Below are 20,191 nucleotides of genomic sequence, written 5' to 3'. Positions count from 1 at the left end.
CAGAAAGGTCGCTTGCGACTGTCGACGAGGCAAAGGCCTACGGTCGGGTTGGATAGATCTCCGCCGGCCTGTGTTCTATTGTGTAAGTACGACCTTGCCGTTGACGGGCCCGACACCCTTGGGCACCGGCACGCTCGTCGCGTCGTAGTTTGCGTTCAGATACAGTGTTGGACCGTCGTAGAGGTCGAGGAGCTGCACGACGATGACCGTGTAGGCCGACTGATCGCTCACGGCCGCGCTGCCGTCGATGATGAGCCGACCGGCTGGCAGGTAGATCGTGCCCAGCATCGTGCGGGCATTGTTGCTGATGATACGGTACTCGCGCAGCGGCTTCGAGGGGGGAGATGGCGGGGGCGGGGGTGAGCCTTTCGGGCCCGGTGGTGGTGGAACCGGCGCGGACACGCTTGGCTGCTCTGTCATCAGGAAGCCCGCCAGGGGGCCGCTCACCGGCGCCGACAGGCTGATCGTGGTGTTGGCATCGAACCGCAGACCAGCGGCGTCGCCCATGAAATAGAACCCGACATTCTGACCCGACATGCTGGCTTGCTGATCCAGGATCAGCGGACCGTCCTTGATGATGTAGACGCCCGGGTTGAGCGTGACCTTGGCCGTTCCGGTGATGTGCAGGCCGCCGCAATACGTGCCGGGATCAAGCGTCGTGCTGGCCGTCACCGCAACGTTGCCGGCTGCTGGTCCTCCCGGTCCCTTTCCTGGGCCAGGGCCGGCCGCCGAACTCACCGTCACGCAGCCCCCGGGGGGCGGTGCGGTCACGATGCTGGCCAAAGGATCGTTGATCGCAGGGCAACCCGTGGTCACAGGCGGCGCGAAGTTGGCGCGGGCTGTGCTCGATCCACCGACGCTGCAGATCCTGTCAGCCTTGGCGATGGCGTTGTCGTCACCCTGGATCGCCTTGGCATCTTTGGAGTTGGCATAAAGGGAGCAAGACGTCGCCGACAGGTTCGCGTTCTTCTCCAGATGCAGGCTACCCGTAGCAGCGGGATCGAGGGTGAGCAGGCACAGGCGCATCTTGCCCATGACCGTCGCGGTCGAGCGGGCTGTAATCGGCACCACCTTCACGCCGACGAAGGCTCCGAAGGTGAGTTTGAAATTGTCGGTCGCGCTGGCTGAGACGCCGGTCTTGTCACTGGTGACCGACACCTGCACGGTCAGGGGCCGATCAGGCGGGGAGGGTGCATTTTCGACGATGATCCGCTGAACGATGCTGGCCACCGCAGTCGAATTCGATGGCGCGAGCTTCAAGGCATTACCTGCCGCGAGCGTGGCATTGTCGACGGCGCTCTGCAATTGGCTACGGCGATAGGCTATGCGGCTGTAATCGATGCCGCCGCCAACCAAGCCAAGGAGGACCACGCTGGTCAACGCAAAGATCAGAGCGACTGCACCGCGGCGATCCGCATGGAAGCGTTGCCAGGTCTGCAGCGCGCGCTGCCAGTAGGGGACACGGTACGCGTGGGGGCGGCTTTGCCGAGCCATTCAGGTACCGTTTGCGAGCGTGTTCCCCCGAACGCTCACACAGCAGCACACACACGTTAAAGATGCATTGGCTCTTGGTCTTCAGCGCCTCGGTCTCTGCGACGTGCCCAGTCCCGAACCTCGCCTACACCTCGACGGCAGGCTTGGATTGAAGGCAAAACGTCCGCTTCGGGGCAAACGGCCAGGGTCCGGTTGCCACTCTTCTCGGAAGTTTGGCTACAGGTACCAAGCGTCGGATTTCGACCCCTGGCAGGGTGGGCGCCGGTCGGCAGAGCCGCACGGCGCCCGCATCGTCCCTGCGCTACTCGGCCTTGCGCTTGACGATGGCGAGGGTCTTCGGATCGAGCTTCAGGTCGAACTGCTTGCCGAAGCCGTCGACGGCATCGTCGACCTCGATCATGCCGTCGTCCAGCTCGATCTCCTTCCACTGGGTGAAGCCTTCCTGCTTCAGCATCGCCTCGACCTTGGCCTGCTGGTCCGGCGGCAGCTTCTCGTCGGCCCGCGCCGCACCGGACAGGCCGGCGGCGAGGACGAGGGCGAGGACGGTGGAAGTCGGGCGCATGGCGGTTTCCCTTCGTGGTTGTCGACCGGCGGAGAACAGCCGCGCGAGGAGCCGGTTCCTGAGGTTGTCAGGCTCATAGGCGCCGCCTAGGCTTACTTTCCCGTAAGCCGAAGGCTCCTCACGTCATGGTCACCCGCGTCGCCACCGTCGCCTTCGAGGGCATCGAGGCGCGTGCCGTCGACGTCCAGGTGCAGATCATCCCCGGCGCGGTGAACTTCACCGTGGTCGGCCTCGCCGACAAGGCGGTGGGCGAATCGCGCGAGCGCGTGCGCGGCGCGCTGATCGCCTCGGGGCTGGCGATGCCGGCCAAGCGCATCACCGTGAACCTCGCCCCCGCGGATCTGCCCAAGGAGGGCTCGCACTACGACCTGCCGATCGCGCTGGGCGTGATGGCGGCGATCGGCGCGCTGCCGGCCGACGCGCTCGCCGGCTACTGCGTGCTGGGCGAGCTGGCGCTCGACGGCACGATCACCGCGGTCAACGGCGTGCTGCCGGCGGCGATGGCGGCGGCCGCGCGCGGGCTCGGGCTGATCTGCCCGGCCGCAACCGGGCCCGAGGCGGCCTGGGCCGGCGGCGACCTCGACGTGCTGGCGCCGCGCTCGCTCATCCAACTCGCCAACCACTTCAAGGGCACGCAGGTGATGGCCCGGCCGGTGCCGGCGGTCGTCGCTCCCGGGGCGCCCCTGCCTGACCTCCGCGACATCAAGGGCCAGGAGGGCGCCAAGCGCGCACTGGAGATCGCGGCCGCCGGCGGCCACAACCTCTTTGCTGGTGGGCCTCCCCTAGCCCATCCTGGCCCGCGGCATCGAAGTGGTGACGCCGCTGTAGGTAGGATGATTGCGCTACAGGCTGCGTGCCCTGGCGGCCAAGAGCGTCGCGCTCGCCGAGCGCGAAGGCCGCTACGTCTCTGCCGAGGTGGGCACGGTTGCTACGCCCTGGCCGCATGCACCCTGCTTGGTGGACCACGAGCCGCCGATCACGAACGGCGACGCGGTGATGCGGGACATCCGCGATGTGCTCGTGAGGGAGGGGCCGCTATAACCCTCAGAGATCTTTGGGAAGCTGCCGTCCGGGATGATGGTTCTAGCCAAACGATACTGGTCGGATGGCTTTGAGCGCTTTGCGAAGAAGATGTCCAATCGGGTCGGACCCAAGAACTACTTCCGTCCGCTCGGCGACGGTCGCTATGCCGCTGCCCGAGGGGAAGCAGATCAAGCGACTCCGAAGGTAAAGCATTGCGGATAGCGGCACCTGCTATCCGATACGAATTCATCGAACCCGCCCCGGCCGATCCACGTGCCCGACTGGAAGCCGGATAGCCCAGCGGGATCCTCGGGACCGGCGTCAGCTACGCTTGCTCATGTTGCCGGCCATGCCTTCGCAACAGCAGTCGCCCTTCTTCATCGTGCCGTGGTTCATCGCCATCCGGCCCTTCATGCCGTCCTTGGCGCACATGCCGGGCTTACCCTTGGCAGGGCTGCCACAGCAGCCCATCGCCAGGGCGGGTGCGGCACTCAAGGCCAGCAGAGTGGCGGCGATGATGATCTTGGTCATATGAAATCCCTTCCCTTTCACGGTCACATAGCAGCCTGACGACAAAACGAACTTTCCAGTGGTGTCTCGCGCACGCCCAGGCCGACTTCGGCCTTGAAGAACTGGCGCCCGCCGCCGATGAGGTTCACTACCGCGATGGGCGTTTCGCAGAGTTCGGCAGCGGCCTCGGCGATGTCGTCGAAGTCCTGCTCGCGTGGCGTATCCAGCAGCCGGTAGCGGTCGAGGGCGCGAAGGCGTTCGACCTCCTCGTCGCTCATCGTGGCGCGATCCATGGGGGGTAGGCGCAAACACCCTGAATCATTCCGGAGGATGAGGCTTCCGACGGCACAGGCGATCACATTCAAACTCTCAAAGCCAACCTCGGACCCATTCCTACGGATGCCCGCCAATTCTATCGCGGCAGGGGCCGGGCAACCATAGCAACTGCGTATCGTCCCGGCCGACCTCGGCCGATTACGACATCTCACGGCGACCATCACCGGTTCGGAAGAGATATCCCGATGCTGATCCGAAGGCCATCGGCGTCCGCCGCGACGTCGACCTCGGCGCCCGTCTGCGCGGCGAGGATCCTGTTGATCAGCCGCATGCCGAAGCCTTCCCGGGTGGGGAGCGCCGGCGGCGGACCGTCGTGTTCGTTCCAGACCCAGGCCAGCCACCTGTCATCCATCCGATCTTCGACCGTCCAGGTCACCGTGACCCGACCGCTCGGATGCGCCAGGGCCCCGTGACGGAGGGCGTTGCTGGTGAGCTCGTGCAAGGCCATGCCGACCGGCACCGCGAGTTCGGAGGGAAGGCTCAGGTTCGGCCCCCGGAGCGTGATGCGGTCGTTCTCGTTGTAAGGGTCGAGCTCCGCCCTAAGCAGACCCTCGAACGAGGCGACCTGCGCCTGGTCCTCGGTGATCAGAGCGTGGGTCCGGGCGAGGGAGACGATGCGACCGGTAAAAGCCTTTCCGAACTCCGCCATCGTCACGGACGAGCGCATGGTGGCGTTCAGGACGGCCTGGACGGTCGCCAGGGTGTTCTTCACCCGGTGGTGGAGCTCGCGGACCATCATGGCCTGCCGGTCCTCGAAGGCACGGCGGTCGGTGACGTCGCGCTGGGCCGATACCCAGTGCGTGATCCGACCATCCGCGTCCCTGACGGGGGTGATCAGCCACTCGACCATGTAGGTCGAGCCGTCCTTGCGATAGTTCAGCGCCTCACTCTGGAATGCCTCCCCCGCCTCAAGCGATGCCCGGGCATTTTTAAGGATGGCACGCTCGGTCTTCGGTCCCTGCAGGAAGCGAGGGCTGCGGCCCAGGACCTCCTCCGACGCGTAGCCGGTCAAGCGCACGAAGGCTTTGTTGGCGTATTCGATGCGCGGACCCGGTTCTTCAAGCTCCGCCGTGGTGATCAGGATGGCCTCGCCCGTCGCCTCAACCGCGGCCTTGAGCAGCCGGAGGTCGATCACAGCCGGTTCTCTCTCGTCTCGAAGCGGCACCGCAACCCCCTCCCGGAGCCACCCATAGGTGGAAACCCTACGCCCAGGACGGATGAGATCCTCTATCCCGCCGACCAGGATAGAACCGGCGTTAAACGACTCGGTTGCCCCCCGGAACCATGTGTCACGCCGTTTCCACGGGAGATGTGTTTCCGCGATCCGTCGGAAACCCGAAATGCCGAATTCAAAACTTTGCCAATAAATAGTGGTAAGCGGGATGCAGCAGGTGCAGACCCACCAAGTCGAGGCTATGTCCGAGGCGATACGTGGTCCGCAATCGTCAAGTCAGAACAGGTATCCCCGCCAAACGCGCTCGACGCTCACTAGGATGTACGCCCCGTTCTCGGACTCAGATCGCACACGCCTCTCACTATTGCCCTGCCCCTCTAATGCCGCTGCCGAGAGCCTGACCGGCATGAAAATTGTCTCAGCAGAGCGGGGCGGCCGCAGTGGCGCCCTTTGGCTTGATAGACAAACCCTCCACTCGGCCGCTGGACACACGCTGCACGAGAGCCTTCGCAAACTTGTCGAAGGAAGAAAATCCGTTCGCACCCTAGATTTTATGCAGCCTACTCGGGCTTCTGCATCGCGTGCGAGAGGGCCACGGGCTCGCCGGACGCCTGCGCCTTAGCGCACATGTTCCGCAGAAGTGCCAGAACCTTCGCGCGATCCTGTCCCTCCTTGATCCCTAGCCACAGATTTAGCAGTTCGAGCGTATGGGTTAGCTCGTGTGGAGCCTGATTGGAAAAAACCTCTGTCGAGCAGCCGAGAGACCTAGCAAGCCGATCAAGCACGGCTGTCGATTTTTCGTGATCTTTAGACCGATCATCGAGAATATTCATTGTGTGTCCAATGATTTTCTATGGGTTGGATATGAAATTACAAGGCTCGTTTGGCGTCGAAGTTAGCAAAATCGATTGCTACGATGGCCCTTCATGTATTTATGGTCCGGAGGTGATGGACGGGGCAGGCGAAATCGACGTGATGGCTGAGACGTGCCTTAAGGCTTACGAGGCCGTCGAACAGCACGGCACGCCTGAGATGCACTTATCAGTCGCATCCCACTTGAAATGCTTGTGTTATGCATACCTTGATATGCACGGATTGACTTAGATCTTGATTTCAAGGCGAAAACAAAATCAGACCTTATCTTTATTGGCGCCTTAATCCGAGGCTGGGCCCATTTTCAGGTGAGACACGCGTCTGATACCCGGAGGTGTTGGCGCATCCAGCGGGTCGCATCGTCCAGATTTCCGAACGTCGGGGCGAGGTGGGCCCTAAGCGGACCTAGCGCCACCTCTACGAACCAGTCGCCCACCTGCTCGTGCCCGGGCGTGGAGAGCCGGACCAGGACCGCGACCAGCATCCCGTTCGCCATGACGAGCATCCCGTCCCGGTCGTCGCTACCGGTGTTCACGGCAATGGGCTGCATCGTGACCAGCGTCTCGACGTTGCCCCGCGCGGGCACCGCTACCCTCCCTGCAATTGGCTGGGCCAGTTGACGCTGCGCCGGTCGATCCAGCGCGCGTTCTTAAGATGCAGGTAGTTCGCGTTGAACTTGCAAAAGTCCTTGAGGCGCTCGACGTCGAGGATGGTCAGGACCCTGTGCTTGAGTGTGATCAAGCCCATGGCCCGGAGGTCGCGAAGTGTCCGGTGCACATGGACGTTCGAGAGCCCCATCGTGTCGGCGATATCGGTCTGGGTGAAGGGAAACGCGTAGCTGTCGTCCTTGGAGTGCCCCACGGCCTCCAGACGCGCGTGAAGCTCGCAGAGCAGGTGGGCGATGCGCTCGTCGGCGGCGCGAGCCCCCATGTTGACCAGCCACTCCCGCAGGACGGCCTCGTCGACAAGGGCGCACCACCAGAACGCCCGCGTAATGAGCGGATAGTTTGCCGTGATCTCTTCGATGGCCTCGCGCGGGATGTCAGCGACCTGGCACTGCGAGATCGTGCCGATGTTGTGGTCCATCTGGTCGAGGATGAACACGTTGAGGTCGCAGAAGTCGCCCGGGACGAGGTAGGCCATGATCTGGCGCTTGCCGTCGGCGAGAACCTTGTAGCGGCAGGCGAACCCGTTGAGGATCAGGTGGATGTTGTCGGGCGGATCACCCTCTCGGGCTAAGTCTACGTGGGCACCGACTTGACGAATTTTGGGCACCAACGCGTTCAGCGCCCGCCGGTCCTTGTCGGACAGCGTCTCGTAACTCTCCAATTTCCGGATCAGGGCATGCTGCATCAGGCCGTTTCTTTTCAGGCAGATGAGGAAGCCTATGTCGGAAATGCGACCTCCGTCCAATCATAGGATAGGTTCTGGCCCGAATTACCCTTGGCCCCCTGTCAATTGGCGGCTGCAGGGCGCATGGTGATGGAAGTGGTCGAGGCTCCGCGCCCCCCGTCCCATCGAGGACGGAACCGTGTCGAAACCCATTCAGGATCAATGCCGAAACCATCTGCTTTCGATTCTGATCCCTGACGATTTCGCATTGTTGACCACCCATCTCGATATCGGTCCTCTCGCGGTGGGCGAGGTACTGATCGCAGCCGATACCCTCATCCCCCGGGTCTGGTTCGTCGAGCAGGGCATCGTTTCCATCATCGCGGCGTCTACCGACGCTGGGCAGATCGAGCTTGGATTGGTCGGACGGGAGGGCATGGTGGGTGTGCCGGTACTTCTGGACGCGGGCCGCACCCCCGAGGAGGGGCGCGTCCAGATGGCCGGTATGGCTTGGTCGATGCCGGCGAACAGTTTGCGTGCAGCCCTGATCGAAAGTCCCCGTCTTCACCGAAGCCTGCTTCGGTACGCCCAGGCCGCCAACGTCCAGGTCGCCTCGACGACGCTCGCCAACGCACGTTACAAGCTAGAGCAACGGCTCGCGCGATGGCTGCTGATGTGCCACGACCGGGTCGATGGCGACCTTCTTCTGACGACGCATCGGTTCCTGTCGTTGATGCTGGGGGTCAACCGCACCGGCTTGACCACCGCCGTGGCCGCACTTGAGCGCGCGGGCGTGATCGGAACGAGGCGAGGCACCATCACGGTCCGCAGCCGAGAGGCACTGCTCAAGCTCGCCGGCAGCTCCTACGGCGTGGCGGAAGCCGAATATGTCCGACTCGTCGACGGCTAAGCCGAAGCGCAGCCTTTGATCATCCGGTGAGCCGGCTGGCCAAGTAGTCAAGACGCCAGGTTGGCCCATGGCAGGCCGATGACGACCCTCAGGCCTTCGACATCCCAGTGGAGCGAGATCGTCCCGGCAAGCTGACCTCGGACGGTTCGCTCAATGAGCTTCGATCCGAAACCCTCATGGCACGGTGGCTTGCCGATGCAGGGACCGCCGCGTTCGGTCCAGACGAGACCCATGTCGTTACCATCCCGTCGACAGTCGATGGTGACGGTGCCGCCCTCATCGGACAGTGCTCCGTGCTTGATCGCGTTCGTGGCCAGCTCGTGGATGACGAGCGCCAGGCCCGTCACTGATCCGTCGCCGACTGGGACGTCGTCCACCGCGCCATGGACGAACCGACGGTCCTCGGCGTCGTCGTCGTAGGGGCCGAGCAACGCGACCAGAAGCCCCTGGAGGGTCTGCTGCGGACGGGATGACCGTTCGTCGGGCGGGGCTACATGGAGATATTCGATTGCACGGCTCATCGCCGTGAAGCGGTCTCGCAAGATCCCGGCATAAGATTGCACGCCCGGGAGGTTCCGTGCGGACAGGGTGACGAGCCCGTTGACCAGGGCGAACATGTTCTTGAGGCGATGGCTGAGTTCGCGACTGCGCAGGTCGTGGCTGTCCTCGATCCGTCGCATCTGCGTCATGTCCCGGGAGACGGCGAGGATGCCTACGAGCCGGCCGTCGACGTCGACGATGCGTGAGAGGACGACATCCCAATATACCATCCCGCCCTGGGCTGCGGCGCGCCACCCGTCGAAGCGCGCCGTGCCGACCGTGGATGCCACGGCCAAGGCGTCCGACGCGACTTCGCGAACGACCAGGGGCCACGACAGGGACCATGATCCGTCGCCGGCATCGGCGATGTCGTCGTCGCCGAGCATGCGACGGGCCAGCGGGTTCCGAAGGCGGAGCTGACCGAGGTCGTCGATTACCTCGACGCAGTCCTGGCTCGCGGAGATGAGTTCGCGACCGAGGTTCCAGGCGTTCCACCGGTCGTAGGCATTGTCCTCGGTCTCACCCGAGGGAAGATCCAGACGATACGGACCGCTCGGCGCTCCAGAAGACGGAAGGACGCCGGTCCGCAGGGGGACCACGTTCGAGGTCTGCCCCCGGTCGGTGCCCTGGGTCATGGCCTGATCCTACGTAGCCAGTGAATGCTCGGGCCACATGCGATGATACAGGGATACCGTCACTGATACCCGGCGGCATCATCATAGGATCGAATATTTCAATTTGCCTGACCGGTTGCGGACCGCGTGGGGCCTTCCTCGGTACGCGCAACTACCGCGGTCACATGGGCCGAGACAGCAATCCGCCATCCGGCAGGGTGCCCTATATAGTTAAGGATTCCTGAATCCATGGCGTGTGCGACTGGACGCGTCGCCTTGGCATGCCGTTCAGCCGGCAACCAATGTCGAAACGACCTGTTGAGACCTCATGTCGACCCAGCGTCCACTGATCGTACTCGTGGTCGATGATGACGGCCTCGTGCGCCTCAGCTTGTCCAGGGAGGCATATTTCCAACCGGGTCGAGGTTCTGGACGTTAGCTGAGACAGGCCACGTGCAGGGTGCAGGCCAGCCCGGCGTTTCCATGCTGCAGTGCAACACAAGGCTCCAATGGCCGTTGATTGGACGCTACCCTCGCATCGCGGCGTGAGGGACGGCGTCTGACCATTCGTTCGTCGAACGGAGTCACGATGCTGCTACCTCGCCGAAGGCTAACCCGATGCGCTTCATCCCGACTTTTTCCGTCGTCATCCTCGCCCTGGCCCCGCTTCCCGCGTTCGCTTCTTCCTGCGCCGAGCAGATCGGCACAATCGAGCGCCGCCTGGACAGCGCGGGTGCCATAGAGGTCGCCGGCCTTCGGGATGGCCATAGCCTGCGCACCGGGTCCCCTCGCGGCTTGACGACCGCACGCCTCGACCCTCCGAGCGACCCCGACACGGTCTCGACCCCAGACAATATCGCCATCGCGCGGACTCTCATCATCCGCGCGACCGACGAGGACCGCCACGGCGACAAGCGCGCCTGCGAGAACACCATGAGCGAGGCCAAGGGCATGATCGGCGCGTTGCCGTAGCCCGGATCGAACGCCCCGGGGCCCTCTGCTGGATCGATGACGATGACGGAAAGCCTGGGGCTCGCCCCGACGAACCCGCAATTGCAAGCCATTGGTCGGCCATGCGCACTCGCGCGCCGGTTCGCCAATGCGGCCGGGAGCCGGGCCTACGACCTGTTCGTCCCAATAGGACGTAGGAACGTCCCCCTTTCGCTCGTGGTGATGCTGCATGGCTGCTCGCAATCGTCGCGGGATTTCGCCATCGGCACGCGAATGAGCGAGTTAGCTGAGGAGATGGGCTTCCTCGTCGCCTACCCGGACCAGCCGAGGTCGGCCAACATGGCCAAGAGCTGGAATTGGTTCAGGGACGGCGACCAACGTCGCGACCGGGGCGAGCCGTCCATCATCGCCGGCCTGACGCGTCATGTCGTGAACGAGTTCAACGTGGATCCCACGAGGGTCTACGTTGCCGGCCTTTCTTCGGGAGGGGCGGCGGCAGCCGTCATGGCAGTGACCTACCCGGACCTCTATGCCGGTGTCGGTATCCACTCTGGATTAGCTTGCGGGTCAGCCGCGTCGATGACGGGGGCCCTCCTGGCGATGCGTCGCGGGGCGTCGTCACGACCACGGCGGGCTACGCATTCGGTGCCGACCATCGTATTCCATGGCGACCGCGACACGACCGTCTCGCCCGTCAACGCCGACCAGGCCATCGCTCAGGCACAGCCCGATGCGGAGTTGGACATCGCTACCGACCAGGGACGCTCGGACGGGGGGACGGCGTATACCCGCACCGTCCTGTCCAGACCGGACGGAACCTGGTCATCGGAGCAGTGGGTCTTGCACGGAGCACGGCATGCCTGGTCCGGCGGGCATCCGGCGGGCTCCCACACCGACCCCGCCGGGCCCGATGCCAGCCGAGAGATGCTTCGGTTCTTCATGGCACACCCGATGGGTCGTGCATCCGACCACATTGATGACCGTCGATTACCGACCGGTGAGGCCATGAACGCCTAGCCGTACGCGCGCCGCCTGTTGGGCGGGAATCGATGATGCCCGAGACCGCCACCTACATGGTGCAGTACGGTGCCTCCGGTGGTGCAGTACGACCTTATCCGCGGCGAGCCTTCAACGGCTCCGGCTTCCGGCCATCCGGCAGGATCTTGTCCAGGTGCCGGTGGACGATCTCGGCACTGAAGGGCTTTCCGAGAAACACCGCACCTTCGGGAAGGTCGTCCGGCCCAGGCTTCACGCCGCCCGATGCGACCACGATGGAGATATCGGGCCATCGCCTTGAGGTCGTTCGCGCCAACTCGAAACCGTCCGGCCCGCCGGGCATCTCCACGTCGGTGAACAGCAGGACGATGGACGGTGCGTGCAGCTCCAGCAGCCTGAGCGCCTCCACTCCGTTTTCTGCCGACAAGGCGTGGAAGCCGGCATCTTCCAGGATCGTCTCCGCATCCATCCTGATCAGGAAGTCGTCGTCGGCGACCAGGGCATAGGGTGCGTCGGGAGGGTTCGCCATCCGCATCAAAGCGGGCGTTCTTCGAAGGTTCAAATCGACATGGACGCGGACGTTATCGAAACATCGGCGCCCGTCCGCGACATGACCGGTCGCCATGCCGACGATCTACCAACTTCCGGAGCGAACGCCGCTAGACGCGTTTGATGCCACCGGTTTGCCTTGAACGCGTTGGATGAGAACACAGGGCGAACCGAATGTCGGTTCGCACGACCGAAGTCTCCAAAGACATGAACCAGCTGCCCGCCGGTCAACCGCCGACATCCATCGACCTGTCATCCTGCGACCGCGAGCCCATCCACATCCTCGGGGCGGTGCAGCCGTTCGGCTTCCTGCTCGCCGTGTCGCCCGATTGGATCGTCGCTCGGGTCAGCGCGAACGCGCCGGACTGGCTTGGTCGGCCGGTCGACGCGATGCTCGGGCTGCCCCTCGACCAACTCATGGACGGCGAGGCCATCCACGTCCTGCGAGGGCATCTCCAGACGCTTCGCGGACCCGACGCCGTCGACCGGGTGTTCGGGGTGCGCCTGCTGCCGGACAAGGCCCTTTTCGACGTTGCCCTTCACCTCTCAGGCGGGTCCATCGTCATTGAGGCCGAACCCAGCGCGCCAGAGCACCTTAGCGCCGGCAACCTCGTGCGCAGCATGGTCACGCGCCTGCAGCAGACCGCTGGCTTCGAGCCGCTCTGCCGCGAGGCTGCCCGGCAGATGCGGGCGCTGACTGGCTTCGACCGGGTCATGGTCTACCGCTTCTCCTCCGACGGCTCGGGCGAGGTGATCTCGGAGGCTGTGCGATCCGGCCTCGACCGATATCTCGGACTGCACTACCCGGCCTCCGACATCCCGAAGCAGGCAAGGGCTCTCTACGAGCGAAACTGGCTGCGCATCATCGCCGACGTCGATGGGCCCGGCGCCGCGGTGGTGCCTGCGCGCGACCCAGACGGCGAGCCGCTCGACCTGTCGCTCTCCACACTTCGAACGGTCTCGCCGATCCACCTGGAATACCTGCGCAACATGGGCGTGGCCGCCTCACTGTCGGTCTCCATCCTGCGCAACGGGAAGCTGTGGGGGCTGTTCGCCTGCCACCACATGGAGCCCCGTCACATCTCGCTGGAGCGCCGGACCGGCTCCGAGCTGTTCGGGCAGATGTTCTCGTGGATCCTGGAAAGCCGGGAGCGCGAGGCCGAGGCCGCCCAGGAAGGCCGGTCGCGCGAGATCCACACCCGCCTGATGAGTGCGCTGGCTTCCGGAGGCACCAGCCTGGAGGACCTCTCCGGCTTCCTTGACGAGCTCTCCGGCATCGTGCCTTGCGACGGCATCGGCCTTTGGGTCAACGGCGAGGTCACCCTACAGGGCGCGACCCCGACGGCAGAGGAATTCACCGGACTGGTGCGCTTCCTCAACCGGACCGCCGCGAGCCGACCCTACGCCGCCGACGAGATCGGCCGCGTGCATGAGCCCGGACGCGACTTCACAGAGCGAGCCGCCGGCATGCTCGCCATTCCGGTGTCACGCACCCCACGCGACTTCCTGGTGTTCTTCCGCTCCGAGGTCGCACGCACGGTCACCTGGGCCGGCAACCCCGAGAAGCCTGCCACCCCGGGCCCGAATGGCGTTCGCCTGAGCCCGCGCAAGAGCTTCGAGGCCTGGCGCGAGGTCGTGCACGGGCGTTCGCTCCCCTGGGCCGACGTCGACCTGCGGGCCGCGGAGGCGCTGCGCGTTACGCTGCTGGAGGTCATCCTGAGGCTGACGGATTCGGCAGAGAAGGAACGCAAGGGCGCCCAGGAGCGGCAGGAGCTCCTCATCGCCGAGCTGAACCACCGTGTCCGCAACATCCTCAACCTGATCCGCGGCGTGGTTACTCAGAGCCGGTCGGAAGAACTCAGCGGCAAGGAGTTCGCAGCCCTGGTCGGCAGCCGCATCCAGGCGCTCGCCCGGGCGCACGACCAGATCACCACCGCGAACTGGGGGCCGGGGTCACTGCGCAACCTCATCCTGCTGGAGGCGGGCGCGTACCTCGGGCCGAAGGCCGACCGCCTCGTCCTCGATGGCACGGACGTCCTGCTGGAGCCGCAGGCGTTCTCGGCGATGGCCCTCGTCGTCCACGAGATGATGACGAACTCGGCCAAGTACGGCGCCCTGTGCGACACCCGAGGCCGGGTCGACATCCGCTGGGAGCGCGATGCACTCGACTACCTCGTCCTGCGCTGGCGCGAGAGCGGCGGCCCTGCGGTCCGCGCGCCGACCCGCCGGGGGTTTGGCACCACCATCATCGAGCGATCCATCCCCTACGAGCTTCAGGGCGAGGCCGAGATCCGCTACGAGCTCACCGGTGTCGAGGCGCGGTTCACCCTGCCGCCCGCCTTCGTCCAGGCCGCCCCGCCAGCGCCCGTCGTCTCCGTCGTCCGCGAGGAGGCGACGGAGCCCCTCAGGTTCGCCGGCACGGTGCTCGTGGTCGAGGACAACATGATCATCGCGCTGGAAGCCGAGGAGGTGCTCACGTCGCTCGGTGCGGATGCCGTCGACATGGCGGCCTCGACCCGGGATGCGTTGCGCCTGATCGAGGCGTCGCCGCCGGACCGAGCGCTCCTTGACGTCAATCTCGGCTCCGAGACCAGCATCCCGGTCGCGCGGCGGCTGGCCGAGCTCGGCATCCCCTACGCCTTCGCGACCGGCTACGGGGAAAGCTTCAAAATCCCCACCGACCTCAGAAGGGTGCAGGTGGTGAAGAAGCCGTACGATGCCGACGCACTACGACGCGCGTTCGCCCCCTGAAGCCTTCGGAACATCGTGTGGTTGATACGCAAAGGTTCGGACGCCTCCGTTGGTCGAACGTTTCCGGCCCGGTCAGGCCGTTGGCCGCGGCAGGGTCAGATCGAGTTGGGCGCTCTCCGTGTCCCGCCCCATCCGGCGGTCGAGGGCGCGCAACACTGGCGTGACCGTGACGCCGTGCAGGAGAATGGAGATCAGCACGGTTAGGCCAGCCGTGGACCACAGTAACCCCGTCCCCTCGAAGGACGCGTGCCCGGTCGCGAACGCAAGGTAGTATATCGTCCCCAGTCCGCGGATGCCGAAGAAGCTGACGACGGCACGGTCCTCGACGGGTCGACCGCTTCCGAGCAGGCCGATCCAGCAGGCCAAAGGGCGGACGACGAGGAGGGCAACCAGGGCGAAGGCGACGGCGGTCCAAGTCAGGCCATGGAGCAGTCCCCCGCCGACGAGCACCGCCCCGAACCCGACGAGCAGCACCATCATCAGGAGGCGTTCGAGTTCTTCGGCGTAGTCGTGCATCTTGCGATGGTAGTCATGCCCGCGGCTAGAGGAGCGTAGCGCCAAGGCTGACGCGAACACGCCGACGAAGCCGTAGCCGTCGACGACCTGGACGCATCCGTAGGCGATGCAGGTCACGCCGAGCGCCACGAAGCCGTCGCCGGTGCGGGAGAGCTTCGAAAGGTTGGGCAGGTGGAACATCAGCCATCCCAGCGCTCGACCGATAACCGCCCCGAGCACGCCGCCGACGGCGATCTTCCAGAGTACGTCGATGGCAAGCCAATGAGACCACGACAGACCGGCCAGGCCACTGGTGCCCGCCAAGGCGATGGCGAGGTTCACGAAGGGGAAGGCGAGGCCGTCATTGAGACCCGCCTCGGAGGTCAGGGCGAACCGTGGCTCGTCCTCGTGGTCCTCGTCGGGGTGGCCGACCTGGACGTCGGATGCCAGGACCGGGTCCGTCGGCGCCAGGGACGACGCCAGGAGAAGCGCCGAGGCAAGTCCGAGCCCGAGAAGGGTAGACCCCAGGATGGTCAGCGCGAGGATGGTCAGAGGCATGCCGATGCCGAGGAGGCGCCATGTCACCGACCAGCTCCGCCAACCGAACAGACGGTCGATCTTGAGGCCGGCACCCATCAACGAGATGACGACCACGGCCTCGGTGGCATGCTCGATGAGCTTGGCATGGGAGCCGGGATGGGGCGTGAGCTCCCCGATTGCGGGGATGGCCGACAAGGCCGCGCCGATCCCGACGCAGCAGATGGGAAGCGACAGGGGCAGGGCCCGGAGCACCATCGGCAACCACGCCGTAAGAAGCACCAGGACACCGAACCCGGCGACGACGACGACATAGATTTCCATGTGGACTTAAGTGATTCCGGAACCCTCGGTTCAATGTATCGAAGCATCCGCGACGATGGCGACGGGTCCATGCAGACCGGGCTGGTCGGATAAGTGCGATGGAATGCCCACGGACCGCGGATGTCGCCATGTCCAGTTCCGCCGATCCTTCTCCTACTTCCTCGAATTTCCGTCGTCGTCCAGGGCGACGTAGGTAAAGACCCCTTCGGTGACCTTCTCGGGATCGCCGCCTGTTCGGTCCCGAGCCCAGACCTCGACCCTCACGCCCAACGACGTCTCGCCATCCTGTTGTAGGGTGCAGTAGCAACTTACCTCGTCGCCGACAGCAATCGGACGGAGGAAGCGCATCGCGTCGATGCTGACGGTCGCGACGCGTCCCTTGGTGCGCTGGGCGGCGAAGGTTCCGCCCGCAAGGTCCATCTGGGACACCGTCCAGCCGCCGAAGATGGCGCCGGCGGCGTTAGTATCGCGTGGCATGGCGATGGTGCGCAGGTGTGGGCCATCGGAGACGTTCGGGACCACGTCGCTCATATCGTATGCCTCGCCCCTGGTTTTGGTCGGGTCGAAATACGGACAATCGACGCGGACGGGTTCATGTCCGAGCGCCGTTCCCTGATCGCTCCGGGGCCGCCGCCGCCGGGGCATCCTTCGGCGCGTCCTCGCCGGATGCGGGGCTGACCGCCCCCGCCGGCATGACGCCGGCGCCGGCCCGTTCGAGTTGCCTAGTGACCGAGGCGATGAGTTCGTCCCAGCTCGCCTCGAACGAGGCCACGGCCTTGGTCTCCAGGGTGGTAGCGACGTCCGCCATATCGATGCCGAGCCGCTCCAACTCATCGAGGACGGCCTCGGCTGCGCCGGCGGGCGCATGGATCGTGTCCGGGCGGATACGGCCATGGTCCGCCACGGCACGAAGCGTCGGCTGCGCCATGGTGTTGACCGTCTCGGGTCCGGCAAGCTCGACGACGTAACGGGTGTCGTCGAGGGCCGTGTCCTTCACCCCGGTAGATGCCCATAGAAGGCGTTGGGGCCGTGCTCTCTCCAGGGCGTGCCAGCGCGCGGAGGCGACGCTGTCCTCCCACACCCCGTACGCCAGGCGGGCGCTGGCGATGGCCGCCTGGCCGCGAACGCGGTCGCGTTCGTCCGCACTGCCCGCCCCCTCCGCCAGCCGGCGATCCACCTCGATGTCGACGCGGCTGAGGAAGAACGAGGCGACGCTCTCCACCCCAGCGAGGCTTTCGCCGGCGGCCGCCCGACGTTCGAGTCCCGTGAGGAACGCGTCGAGCACCGCCTCGTAGCGGGCCACCGAGAAGATCAGGGTCACGTTGACCGAGATGCCCTCCGCCAAGCAGGTCGAGATGGCCGACAGCCCGGCATCGGTCGCGGGGATCTTGATGTAGAGGTTCGGCCTGTCGACCAACCACCACAGGCCGCGCGCCTCGGCCACCGTGCGCTCGGTATCGCCCGAGATGCGCGGATCGACCTCGATGGAAACGCGGCCGTCGCGGCCGCCGGTGCGGTCGTAGACCGGGCGGAGGACGTCGCACGCGGTCCGGACGTCCCAGGCAGTCAGCAGCCGCACCGTCTCGCCGATGGCGGTTCCACGCAGCGCCAGGTCACGCACGTGGCCGTCGTAGCCCTCCCCGGACCCGATGGCCTTGGCGAAGATGGTCGGGTTGGTGGTGATGCCGATGACGCCATCGCGCTCGACCGCCTCCGCGAGGGCTCCGGACTCGATCATCGGCCGGCTGAGATCGTCGAGCCAGATGGCGACGCCGGCCGCTGCGAGGTCATTGAGGGGATCGGTCATCGGTGCTTTCCGTCAGAACGGATGGGGGCGGGCCGACCCGCCGTGGGCCGGCGACGGTCGTGCCGACGAACCCCGCGGGTGACCGTCGGGTGCCGGTTCAGCCGCGGACGTCACCGTGGAAGGTCGCGAAGGAGGACAGCACCTTCTCGGTGATGGCGTCGTCGACTTCGACGGAGACCCTGACCTTACCGGCCAGGGCGGGTTCGCCCTCGGTCCCGGCCTTCAGGTGCCCGTCCTCGATATCCGCCCGCGCCGCCTCGGTCCCAGCCGTGTTCTCGTCCGAGGCAGGACCGACCTGCACCGAATTCCGATCAAGGCCGTGATCCTGCACGATGTGCTCGACTGCCATCTCCGCATCCCGGCGGGATTTGAAATCGGCTGAGATCGTCCTGGACATGTCGCCTCCGGTTTATTGCAGATGGTCCGGAAGAATCGCGAAAGTACATTCGGGATCGACTTCCATCGTCTTGGGCAATGGGCCAGCGCGCGGGACTGTTCCGGTAGCGAACCGCGAATACGGGCTGAGAGTGGTTTTCACGATGACTCCCGAAGTGGCCTCGACCACCGCGGTTAAGGTCGCAGTAAGCTTCCGCACTAGGCAACTGTGATGCCTCGTCCGGAAATCCGTCGGTAAGAGCGCTTCCTCCTCATCCGGCCGATCTGGACCCACCTGTCCTTCCCCCGCACGGCGAAAAGACAGGGCCAGTCCCAGACGGGGCTCGCCCCATCCTGGTTCAGCGCCGCTTCGACCCACGTTCCGAGAGGTTCATTCGGCCTTGGGGGCGACGGTGGGCGCTTGCGGCTGGGATGGGCCGGGATGCACCGTCATGGCAGAAGGCTGGTCCGAGAGCTGCTGACGCCCCTCGGCGAGCTTGGCCTGGGCCGCAGCAAGTTCCTGCCGGGTCGTCCCAAGACGGTCCTCAAGGGTGGCCATCTCCTTGTTGCGGGAGGCCAGTGTCTCGGTCAGGGTCGCCAACTGCGCCTGCGCGTCAGCTTGCTTCCTTTGCAGTGCCTCTACCGCCGAGCTCGCACCGTCGCGGTCTGATACCAGCTTCTGGACCGCCTGCTCGGCCTGGGTGCGCTCGGAGATGACCCGGTCCCGCTCGGACTTCGCCGTGGCGAGATCTTTCCGGGCCGCCGCCAACCCGTCCTTGGCCTGCTGCACCTGTTGGTCGGCCTGGGAGACATCGCTCGTCAGTTTTTCACGGTTCGCCGTCAGGCCGGCGATGGCCTGCTCCAATTCGGCCCTTTGCTTCGTAACCTGCTCAGCAGCTGTGCGGGCATCGGCAAGATCCTTCTGCGCGGCGGCCGAGCCCTCGCGCGCCTTCTGCTGGCTCTCCTCGGCCTTGGCGAGGTCCGCGGTCTTAGCGGTCGCCTCCTGGGACATCGCGGCGATATCCGCCCGAAGCTTCGCCTCCTGCTGCCGCGTCTCCTCCAACCGGCGTCCGACTTCCGCCAGTTCCTTGGTCCTGGCGGTCGCCGCCTGCTCGGCGGCCGTGGTGGCCTCCTTCATCGGCGCGAGCTTCTGCTCCGCTTGGGCGACCTGCGCCTGTAGTCCGGTGAGCTTGGCGGCCTCGGCTTCCGCGGTGGCCTTGGCCTCTCCGGCCTTGCGCTCAGCCGCCTGCTGTTCCGTCGCCAGGCTCGCAGCGCTCGCCTTGGCCTGTTCGCCGGCCTGGGTGATGTCCCGCTCCTGCTGCTGGGCCGATGCGATCCTCGCCTTGAGCCCTTCGAGGGTACCCGCCGCCGCCCGCTGCTGGTCGAGGTCCGATTGCAACGCAACCTGCCGCGTCTCCAGGTCCTGGATGCGGTGGTCCCTCGCTGTCCTCTGCCTGGCACCGGCGATGGAGGCGACGACGAGCCAGACCAAGAGGACCGCCGCCACGATGGCGAGGCTGAGAGGAATGGGCCTGCGGAGTTCGGGACGGTAGTCGATGGCCATGGCGTTCTCGCGGGCGCTGGAGGGGACGGGTCAGGGTGAGGTAGCGGCCTCGCCGGGCGTCGGTTCGGCACCGGCAGCCCCCGACTCGGAGGTGGGGACGCTCGCTGCGAGGTCGGTACGATCCATCCCGACGAGGGAGCCGGTCATGCTGATAAGTGCCTGATGCTGGACGGCCTTCCGCCGGACGGCACGTTTGGCTCGCGAAAGACGTACACGTCGGCTTGGTCGTCACCGCGGCATGGGTACCAGCGGTGATCGTTCGAGCCGACGTCGATCCGCGTGCACATGGGTAGCATCGGATGGCCCCACCGTCTCATCCCCGGTCGCGGACCACGCCCGTCGTAAGCGTAGCCCCGGACGTCGACCGTTCAGCGACGGCCGTGGACGACCATCGCGAGCAGGTATCCGATGGCCCCGGCCATGGCCGCAAGCATCAACGGGGACTCCTTGGCGTAGTCCGTCACCGTATCGGCG

Annotated in this window: 17 protein-coding genes and 2 pseudogenes; 5 read left to right on the top strand and 14 right to left on the bottom strand. The window is 65.6% G+C overall.

The features are described 5' to 3' along the window. Positions 1-75: 75 nt before the first annotated feature. Entirely contained in the window at positions 76-1,494 is a 1,419-nt protein-coding gene (locus tag MKK55_RS21510; RefSeq protein ID WP_243937580.1) for a TadE/TadG family type IV pilus assembly protein, read from the bottom strand. Between the two features lie 301 nt (positions 1,495-1,795). Continuing rightward, positions 1,796-2,056 (bottom strand): PepSY domain-containing protein, encoded by a 261-nt coding sequence (locus tag MKK55_RS21505; RefSeq protein ID WP_243937579.1) that lies wholly within the window; start codon positions 2,054-2,056, stop codon positions 1,796-1,798. 125 nt (positions 2,057-2,181) lie between these two features. Here MKK55_RS21505 and MKK55_RS21500 point away from each other — a divergent pair. After that, positions 2,182-2,838: pseudogene (locus MKK55_RS21500) on the top strand (magnesium chelatase domain-containing protein); the annotation flags it as partial. A 562-nt stretch (positions 2,839-3,400) separates the two neighbouring features. Here the strand turns inward: MKK55_RS21500 and MKK55_RS21495 are convergent. From MKK55_RS21495 to MKK55_RS21475, 5 genes and pseudogenes are all read right to left on the bottom strand, one after another. After that, complete coding sequence (locus MKK55_RS21495; protein ID WP_243937577.1) at positions 3,401-3,610, bottom strand: hypothetical protein; 210 nt, start codon at positions 3,608-3,610, stop codon at positions 3,401-3,403. 26 nt (positions 3,611-3,636) lie between these two features. After that, positions 3,637-3,867, bottom strand: a pseudogene (locus MKK55_RS21490) (histidine kinase); the annotation flags it as partial. A 218-nt stretch (positions 3,868-4,085) separates the two neighbouring features. Beyond that, positions 4,086-5,060, bottom strand: a complete 975-nt coding sequence (locus tag MKK55_RS21485) for an HWE histidine kinase domain-containing protein (protein ID WP_243937575.1) — start codon at positions 5,058-5,060, stop codon at positions 4,086-4,088. A 1,216-nt stretch (positions 5,061-6,276) separates the two neighbouring features. Beyond that, a complete protein-coding gene (locus tag MKK55_RS21480; RefSeq protein ID WP_243937573.1) occupies positions 6,277-6,558 on the bottom strand; it encodes a hypothetical protein in 282 nt (93 codons plus the stop codon). Between the two features lie 2 nt (positions 6,559-6,560). Next, a complete protein-coding gene (locus MKK55_RS21475) occupies positions 6,561-7,325 on the bottom strand; it encodes a Crp/Fnr family transcriptional regulator (RefSeq protein ID WP_243937571.1) in 765 nt (254 codons plus the stop codon). A gap of 178 nt (positions 7,326-7,503) precedes the next feature. Here MKK55_RS21475 and MKK55_RS21470 point away from each other — a divergent pair, with 178 nt between their 5' ends. Further along, complete coding sequence (locus MKK55_RS21470) at positions 7,504-8,214, top strand: Crp/Fnr family transcriptional regulator (RefSeq protein ID WP_243937569.1); 711 nt, start codon at positions 7,504-7,506, stop codon at positions 8,212-8,214. Between the two features lie 47 nt (positions 8,215-8,261). Here MKK55_RS21470 and MKK55_RS21465 read toward each other — a convergent pair whose 3' ends face one another. Next, complete coding sequence (locus tag MKK55_RS21465; protein WP_243937567.1) at positions 8,262-9,389, bottom strand: HWE histidine kinase domain-containing protein; 1,128 nt, start codon at positions 9,387-9,389, stop codon at positions 8,262-8,264. Positions 9,390-9,986: 597 nt separating this feature from the next. Here MKK55_RS21465 and MKK55_RS21460 point away from each other — a divergent pair. After that, on the top strand, positions 9,987-10,340 hold the full coding sequence (locus tag MKK55_RS21460; protein ID WP_243937565.1) for a hypothetical protein: 354 nt from the start codon (positions 9,987-9,989) through the stop codon (positions 10,338-10,340). Between the two features lie 42 nt (positions 10,341-10,382). Beyond that, the gene (locus tag MKK55_RS21455) at positions 10,383-11,336 is read left to right on the top strand and encodes an alpha/beta hydrolase family esterase (protein WP_243937563.1); all 954 of its coding nucleotides are present in this window, start codon (positions 10,383-10,385) and stop codon (positions 11,334-11,336) included. Positions 11,337-11,430: 94 nt separating this feature from the next. Here MKK55_RS21455 and MKK55_RS21450 read toward each other — a convergent pair whose 3' ends face one another. Continuing rightward, positions 11,431-11,940, bottom strand: a complete 510-nt coding sequence (locus MKK55_RS21450) for a response regulator (RefSeq protein ID WP_313898979.1) — start codon at positions 11,938-11,940, stop codon at positions 11,431-11,433. A 131-nt stretch (positions 11,941-12,071) separates the two neighbouring features. On the opposite strand from MKK55_RS21450, the gene MKK55_RS21445 reads away from it, so the two are divergent. After that, on the top strand, positions 12,072-14,615 hold the full coding sequence (locus tag MKK55_RS21445) for an HWE histidine kinase domain-containing protein (protein ID WP_243937562.1): 2,544 nt from the start codon (positions 12,072-12,074) through the stop codon (positions 14,613-14,615). 72 nt (positions 14,616-14,687) lie between these two features. Here the strand turns inward: MKK55_RS21445 and MKK55_RS21440 are convergent, their stop codons facing one another. From MKK55_RS21440 to MKK55_RS21420, 5 genes are all read right to left on the bottom strand, one after another. Beyond that, positions 14,688-15,971: a cation:proton antiporter gene (locus tag MKK55_RS21440; protein ID WP_243937561.1), complete on the bottom strand. Its 1,284-nt coding sequence runs from the start codon at positions 15,969-15,971 to the stop codon at positions 14,688-14,690. Between the two features lie 153 nt (positions 15,972-16,124). Then, positions 16,125-16,502, bottom strand: coding sequence for an acyl-CoA thioesterase (locus tag MKK55_RS21435; protein ID WP_243937560.1), 378 nt, complete (start codon positions 16,500-16,502; stop codon positions 16,125-16,127). A gap of 61 nt (positions 16,503-16,563) precedes the next feature. Further along, the gene (tal, locus tag MKK55_RS21430) at positions 16,564-17,778 is read right to left on the bottom strand and encodes a transaldolase (RefSeq protein WP_243937559.1); all 1,215 of its coding nucleotides are present in this window, start codon (positions 17,776-17,778) and stop codon (positions 16,564-16,566) included. Positions 17,779-17,875: 97 nt separating this feature from the next. Beyond that, positions 17,876-18,127, bottom strand: coding sequence for a hypothetical protein (locus MKK55_RS21425; RefSeq protein ID WP_243937558.1), 252 nt, complete (start codon positions 18,125-18,127; stop codon positions 17,876-17,878). Positions 18,128-18,544: 417 nt separating this feature from the next. Then, positions 18,545-19,717, bottom strand: a complete 1,173-nt coding sequence (locus MKK55_RS21420; protein WP_243937557.1) for a chromosome partitioning protein ParA — start codon at positions 19,715-19,717, stop codon at positions 18,545-18,547. Positions 19,718-20,191: the final 474 nt, after the last annotated feature.

The sequence above is a fragment of the Methylobacterium sp. J-059 genome (genome assembly GCF_022829485.1).
Classification (GTDB): domain Bacteria; phylum Pseudomonadota; class Alphaproteobacteria; order Rhizobiales; family Beijerinckiaceae; genus Methylobacterium.
The sequence above is the reverse complement of the archived record's forward strand: the minus strand, read 5'-3'. Positions and strand labels throughout refer to the sequence as shown.